Source organism: Psychrobacter sp. ENNN9_III, from assembly GCF_001462175.1.
Classification (GTDB): Bacteria; Pseudomonadota; Gammaproteobacteria; order Pseudomonadales; family Moraxellaceae; genus Psychrobacter.
This window is the reverse complement of record NZ_LNUO01000047.1, coordinates 1-5,197: the sequence shown is the minus strand read 5'-3', so window position 1 is coordinate 5,197 and position 5,197 is coordinate 1. Positions and strand designations below refer to the sequence as shown.

Genomic DNA, 5,197 nt, shown 5'->3' with positions numbered 1-5,197 from the left:
AATGCTAGCTTTTAGCTGGACATTAGGGTTTTGTCATTCAATAGTTTGTTTTATTTATCTACGCATCATACGGATCACGTAATACGATAGTCTCTTCGCGGTCAGGACCCGTTGAGATAATATCAACAGGACAGCCAATCAGTGCTTCGATACGCTTAATATATTTTTTAGCATTCTCTGGCAAGTCATCATAGTTGGTAATACCAACGGTAGACTCACTCCAACCTTGCATCGTTTCGTACTTAGGCGTTACTGACTCATAAAACTCGGCATCATGCGCGCCTGCACATTCAGTCTCTGGTAATTCGTAACCCACACCGATTAGCAACTCTTCTAAACCATCTAATACGTCAAGCTTAGTCAAGCAGATACCCGACATAGAGTTCAGTACAACAGCACGGCGTAATGCCTCGGCATCGAACCAGCCACAGCGACGCGCGCGGCCAGTGGTCGCGCCAAACTCATGGCCGACTTTGGCTAAGTGAGCACCAACATCATCAAACAATTCTGTTGGGAACGGACCGCTACCAACGCGTGTGGTGTAGGCTTTAGTGATACCAAGCACATAGTCTAAATACAATGGACCGATGCCAGTACCAGTCGATACACCGCCTGCCGTGACGCTTGAGCTGGTTACAAACGGATAAGTACCGTGATCGATATCAAGTAGCGTACCTTGCGCACCCTCAAACATCAAGTTTTTGTCAGCCAGACGCAACTGATTAAGGTCTTCAGTTACATCAGTTACCATACCCTTAATCTCTTCTTTCCACTCTTGGCATAGCTTGAGTGTCTCATCAAAATCAATCGCGTCAACTTTATAATACTGAGTCAGCTGGAAGTTGTGATATTCGATTAGGTTACGTAGCTTTTCTTCTAGATCATTACGGAATAAGTCAGCAAGCTTAATAGCACGGCGCGCAACTTTGTCTTCGTACGCAGGACCGATACCGCGACCTGTCGTACCGATTTTACCCGTGCCGCGTTTGGCTTCACGAGCTTGATCGAGTGCCACATGATAAGGCATGATAAGTGGGCAGTTCGGTGAGATGCGTAGACGCTCGCGTACTGGTACACTATTGTCTTCAAGCGCTTTCATCTCTTTTAATAAAGCATCAGGTGCTAGCACGACGCCATTACCAATAAAACAAGTAACACCTTCACGTAAGATACCTGATGGAATAAGATGCAAGACAGTGGTTTTGCCATCGACAACTAACGTATGACCAGCATTGTGGCCGCCTTGAAAACGTGCTACCGCTGAGGCCTTTTCGGTAAGTAAATCAACGATTTTACCCTTACCTTCATCGCCCCATTGGCTACCTAAAACTACGACATTCTTACCCATGATTAATCCTTACAATGATGTATTAAGGTGTATGGCCTGTTCATTCTCAAACAGCCATACGATAACAATTTAAAACTAAACGAAAAGTGGTGCTTTTTGACAAAACAGCTTTATTCAATAGCGGTTAATTGCCACTGATTGTCAACGATGCTTAACCGATGCGTGACGTCTTGAGGACAGTCATGCATATCTAGTGGTACAGTGACTCGGTAACCTTGCTGGCGTAAACTATCTACTTGCTGGCGTAGCGTCTGTTTTTGTTCGCTATCCATATTATTGATTGCATCATAATCAACAACCACTACTATCGGATCAGCCAATCCGACATGCGCCAATAAGCGACTGACGTCCATACTAAAGCCCGTGGCTTCGCGTGGCTGGTTATCTGTTAAGTGACCACCACTTTGCATCCCATCGAAGCGCCCGCCCCGTACCAATGGCTGGGTCTCACTATTGATATAGCCATTAAATACAATACCAGTATGATAGTGATAGCCCGACAGCTCAGTGACATCGATACTGACATCACAATTCCATTGCTCTTGCAGATGCGTTTTTAAGCGCTGTAATTCATCGACTGCTGTAACAATCTCAGTATCTTGTTGAGCGGTATCTGATAGCTTAGCCAATAGCTGCGCCATATCATGACCAAAGCGTGCTAAAGCATAAAAATCACTACCCATGGGTAATGTTTGGCAGACGCGCTTTAACTCTGGTAAGTTTTTGTTGGCATATAAATGCATCAATTGCTTGGTATCACTGTCTGATAACTCAACCAATAAGGCCAACCGTTTAAATATCGCCACATGACCCAAGTCAATGTGCAAAGCTGCACTCATATTTAGGTCATTGACCATTGTAAACAACACATCTATCAATTCAAAATCTGCACTTAGCGATGCACAACCAAATATCTCAGCACCTAACTGCAGTGGCGTACGCGATCCAAACAGTCCTGAGGGTAAGGTATGAATGACATCACCTGCATAGCAATAACGCGCAATACCTGCCCCACCATGATGGGCATCGATACGCAAAATCTGCGGTGTAATATCCGCACGCACACCCATCAAACGACCTGTAAGCTGATCGATGATTTTAAAGGTTTGACGTTTAAGATCCTCCGATGCATCACTTAATAATGATTCTGTAAACTCAATCATCGGCGGACAGACTAGCTGATAGCCGTGAGTGATCAGCTGCTGAGTTAGCTGATGTCGCAGCACTTCTTGCTTTTGCGCATCTTCAAACAATACATCAACCACACCATCAGGTAGCAGCCAGCTATTGGCAACTTCTGCGGTAAAATTACTGAGATGAAAATTGCTTAAATGTGGCAGATGATTGGGTACGCTACTATCATCAGCATGCTGAGAGGTGGGATTGATTTCAGAACGTGATTGGACGGGTACAGCTGAATAAGAACTGACAGACACAATAAATCCTTGTTTGGCGTATTGCTTACCAAAAAACGCGGCATAGTAAGGTTTTGTTTATGATTACATCAACGATGGCTACTGTATGTTTTTGACACATTTTTAGCACGCAACACCATTGACCCAATTATTTATAAACAAACTAGGTAACCGCAAAAGGGTGAGTAATAAGTATAAGTTAGGATGATAAGACGAGTATCTTTATGCGCTAATTATAGTAAATGATCAGCGCACTTTATGTTTTAGTTTAGCATAGCAACTAGGGTTCGCCTAGTCACAATTCATATCAATACGTTCTATCTAGTCATAAATACTTTATTGCATTATGGCGATTTATTCTTAGCCAAAACGATCGTTTATGATCGCTTTCATCCTCTATTAAATCATGATGAATGATTTGGTTCACATCTTTTTAATAGACCCATGTTACACTAGCCTATGTTTTAGGCTATTAGTAGACAGGCTATAATTATCTCGAGATAAAGTCGATACATTAGTAGCCACGCACAGCTGGTATAATTTTTTGCTTGCTAAAACTGCAGATATTACAGCAAATTTATTCCAGTTCGTTTACCTACAAAAACCACGACTAACAATATACAAACTACGGTAAAAATTTATCAACTCCCATTCTATACAATCACTTAATTTCGGAGACCTTATGTCATCTGACTACCACCCTAACCCTGCTATTAATCAGACCAATGTATTAGGTACTGCTCTTGCCAGCTGCTGCTTTGATCCTATTACTGGCTATTATCGTAATGGTTTTTGTCATACTGGCAATCATGATGTCGGTCAGCATACCGTTTGTGCCAAGATGACCAGTGAATTTCTTAACTTTTCATCAAGTCGCGGTAATGATTTGATTACGCCTTTGCCAGAATATAATTTTCCAGGTCTAAAACCTGGTGACTATTGGTGTATCTGTGCGCTACGCTGGGTTGAAGCACTAGATTTCGATATCGCACCAAAATTGAAGCTAGAAGGTTGCCATGAGAGTTTATTGACGCTGGTCGATATTGAGACTTTAAAACGCTATGCGATATAACATCGACATGGTTTATCGCTGAGCTTTTCTAGGCTGAATTCATTTGGGCCATTTTGAACAAAAAGTAGCCATTTAGATTTTATAAAAGCAATAAGGGAGGGTGTATGGACCGCAATGACGATCTATCAGTCAAGACGAATACCCGCATTACACCTGACTCTAATATTAGTCGCACCTATTCTGATATTAGCGACAGTCATCCCTATCTAAATAGTTATGACAGCTATATCTACGGAGACGTGGATGCCACGGCCGAAGATACCATCGAGACGATGACGGTGTACGATCCTGACTCTGAGCGTTACGAAGACATTGATTTGTCTAGCGATGACGAAGTGGTCAACTGCTATGCTTATTCGCGCAAGACGGGCGAGCAACTGAGCCAAGTAGCGCTCAATGACGTCAGTCGTGCGCTTAGCAATAATGGTCAATTTATCTGGCTCGGACTGTATGATCCCAGTTTAGAGACCATGACTAAAGTCCAAAATGCTTTTGACTTACATGAGCTTGCGATCGAAGATGCGTTTGCTGATCATCAGCGCGCTAAAGTTGAAAACTATGACAATGACATGGTTTTTGTGGTGCTACGTACAGCCAAATTAGAAGACAATATTATCCGCTATGGTACTACTGCCATATTTATGGGTAAAAACTATCTGATTACTATACGTAATGGACCCTCCAACTCCTATGCACCCGTACGTGAACACTGCAATCGTCGCCCTGAAAAGCTACGCATGGGACCCATATTTGTACTACATGCTATTCTCGATTTCATTGTCGATAACTATATGCCAGTCACTGATCGCCTAGGTAGCTATTTGCGCGAGCAAGAGCGCTATGTCTTTAGTTATGAGTTTAATAAAAGCACATTAAAAAACCTATACGAGCTCAAGTCGCAACTGGTAAATATGCGCGCGATTATTTTGCCCGTACAAGACATCTGTAGCTTTTTTATCAACCATAAAAAAAGCGAGTTGGTCTCTGGGTTTTCGCAAGCAGCAAAACCTTACTTTCGTGATGTCAATGACCATCTACTCCACTCTTTAGACGCTATTAATGGTTTGAACGAGATGCTCAGTGTGGTGATGAATACTTATATGGCGATGGTGAACATGGGACAAAACGAAGTGGTACGTAAGCTTGCTGCTTGGGCAGGTATCTTAGCCGTACCGACTGCCATCGCTGGTATTTATGGGATGAACTTTGACTTTATGCCTGAGCTGCATTGGAAGTACTCATACCTTGTGATCATGGGGCTTATTATCGCCTTATGTAGTTATCTATACTATAATTTTAAAAGATTAAAGTGGCTATAGTCTGGCTTGCCAATTTGTCAATTGTTTATAAGTATTTACGAAT

At 42.4% G+C, this 5,197-nt stretch carries 4 protein-coding genes; 2 read left to right on the top strand and 2 right to left on the bottom strand.

Annotation, left to right across the window (positions count from 1 at the left end):
- Positions 1-58: 58 nt before the first annotated feature.
- Positions 59-1,348 carry an adenylosuccinate synthase gene (locus PENNN9_RS03670; protein WP_058368387.1) on the bottom strand — a complete coding sequence of 430 codons (1,290 nt, stop codon included), beginning with the start codon at positions 1,346-1,348 and terminating at the stop codon, positions 59-61.
- Positions 1,349-1,458: 110 nt separating this feature from the next.
- Positions 1,459-2,784, bottom strand: coding sequence for an ATP phosphoribosyltransferase regulatory subunit (locus PENNN9_RS03665; protein WP_058368386.1), 1,326 nt, complete (start codon positions 2,782-2,784; stop codon positions 1,459-1,461).
- Positions 2,785-3,445: 661 nt separating this feature from the next.
- On the opposite strand from PENNN9_RS03665, the gene PENNN9_RS03660 reads away from it, so the two are divergent.
- The gene (locus PENNN9_RS03660) at positions 3,446-3,835 is read left to right on the top strand and encodes a DUF2237 family protein (RefSeq protein ID WP_058368385.1); all 390 of its coding nucleotides are present in this window, start codon (positions 3,446-3,448) and stop codon (positions 3,833-3,835) included.
- A 104-nt stretch (positions 3,836-3,939) separates the two neighbouring features.
- Complete coding sequence (corA, locus tag PENNN9_RS03655; RefSeq protein ID WP_058368384.1) at positions 3,940-5,154, top strand: magnesium/cobalt transporter CorA; 1,215 nt, start codon at positions 3,940-3,942, stop codon at positions 5,152-5,154.
- Positions 5,155-5,197 lie beyond the last annotated feature (43 nt).